Here is a 1,792-nt window from a genome sequence, read left to right on the forward strand (position 1 = left end):
CTGTCACGATTACTGTAACAGTAAGCGCTGCTAGTGTTGCTAATGGAGGTAAGGCTGCCAGGGTGCGTAAGACTGCTGAGAATGTTAGTGTTTACGTGTTGCTACCGCAAGCGGATGAAGGGTTTGTTAATACTGCGCAAACAAAACAGCCTGAATGCACACCATCGGGTGGTGCAAAATGCCCGGATGCTGGGTCGTGGGAGCACGAAGAGGTTACGAATTCGTTGAGTGCGACTGCGCCGAGTATCCCCGCTGGAGGTAAGTTAGTATTCAAGATAACCGGTCAGGCTGGTGTGCAGAAGAATATACAGAGTGGTGAGATACTAACAGTTGCTAATAATGATGCTCTTTCTGACGCTTCGTTTACCGTTAAAAAGGAGAATGTTTCTGTTACAGCGTTGTTTGATGCTCTTAACGGGAGCAATGCTTGGACTGGTGATGTTAAGGTTACTGGAACACTGAAATGTACTGTGCCGGGTGATAAGGGTGTTGATCAATCGTTTGAGAAGACTTTCCGGGTTAACGGTGATGATGCTTCTGATGATAGTGGGCAGTTGCAGTGGCAGAAGGCATCTAATGTTGTGAAGGGTAGTACTTGTAGTGTGACTGTTACTAATGTTACGGTTCCCGTGGGGTGGCAGTTGGAGTATACGAGCCCGGTGGTGAAGCGGGTGCTGCAGGATGATATTTTGGATGTGCCGTTGAAGGTCACTCCTGCAGCTGAAATATCCACCAAAACTAGTGTGGATAAGGATAAGGAGTCGTATCTTCCAGGGGATACTGTTAGGATCACTTCAACAGTAAATGTAACGGGGAATGAAGCTCGGAATGTTAGTGTTTATATGTTCCTACCGTCAGCAGGTGAGGGGTTTATTCACACTGGAGAGTTGAAACCCCAATGCACGGCAACTGGTAACGCAAAATGCCCAACTGATGATAAGTGGACGTATAGTCAGATAGGTTCTTCTTCTGGGTATTTCACCACCGTGGTTGAGAGCATCCCCGCAGGCGGTAGTCTAGTGTTCACCGTAACCGGTCAGGCTGGGCTGCAGTCAAAACCACAGAATACGGATAGGATTCTAACGGGTGTTTCTGTTACTCCTCCTGTGCAGGGTGTTAATACGATGACTGTGGTGAATGCTAAAACGGATAACAACTATCATGGTACTTCGTTTAGTGTTAAAGAAGAGAACGCGACTGTTACAGGAGTGTTTAATCTTACCGAGAGTGAGGAGAATCTTTCTGCTGAGGTTACTGTTTCTGGAACACTAACTTGTATCGTGCCTGGTAAAGACGGGGATTATATTAACAGTCAGTTTACCCAGGTGCTTCAGTTTCCAAACAGTAACACTGCAAAGAAGGTTTTATCTGAGAGTGTTTTAAAGGGTAGTACGTGTACTGTGACTGTTAATAATGTTCAGGTTCCTGAGGGTTGGGAGTGGAATCTTCCGAATCCGGTAGTGCAGAAGGTGACGGAGAATACTGAGGTGCAGGTTGCTGTGGATGCTCTACCACCAGCACCAAAGCCGGCACCGGAGCAGAAGCCAGCACCATCAGAACCAGCACCATCAGAACCGGCACCAGCGCCAGAGTCAGAGACGGAGACGGAGATGGAGACAGCACCGGAGACAGCGCCATCAGAACCGGAGCAGGAGCCAGCGCCATCACCGGCACCAGCGCCAGAGTCAGAGACGGAGTCAGAACCGGTACCACCGGTGATGCCGGAACAGCCAGCACCGTCAGTGCCTGTTGTGCCGGAAACACCGGTAGCACCGGAGTCTGTTGCGCCAGT

General features: G+C 49.2%; 1 pseudogene. It reads left to right on the plus strand.

Going from position 1 to position 1,792, the window contains the following annotated elements:
• A pseudogene (locus tag KJY78_RS06435) lies at positions 1-1,792 on the plus strand (hypothetical protein); the annotation flags it as partial.

The organism is Canibacter zhuwentaonis (genome assembly GCF_018531145.1).
GTDB lineage: Bacteria > Actinomycetota > Actinomycetes > Actinomycetales > Microbacteriaceae > Canibacter > Canibacter zhuwentaonis.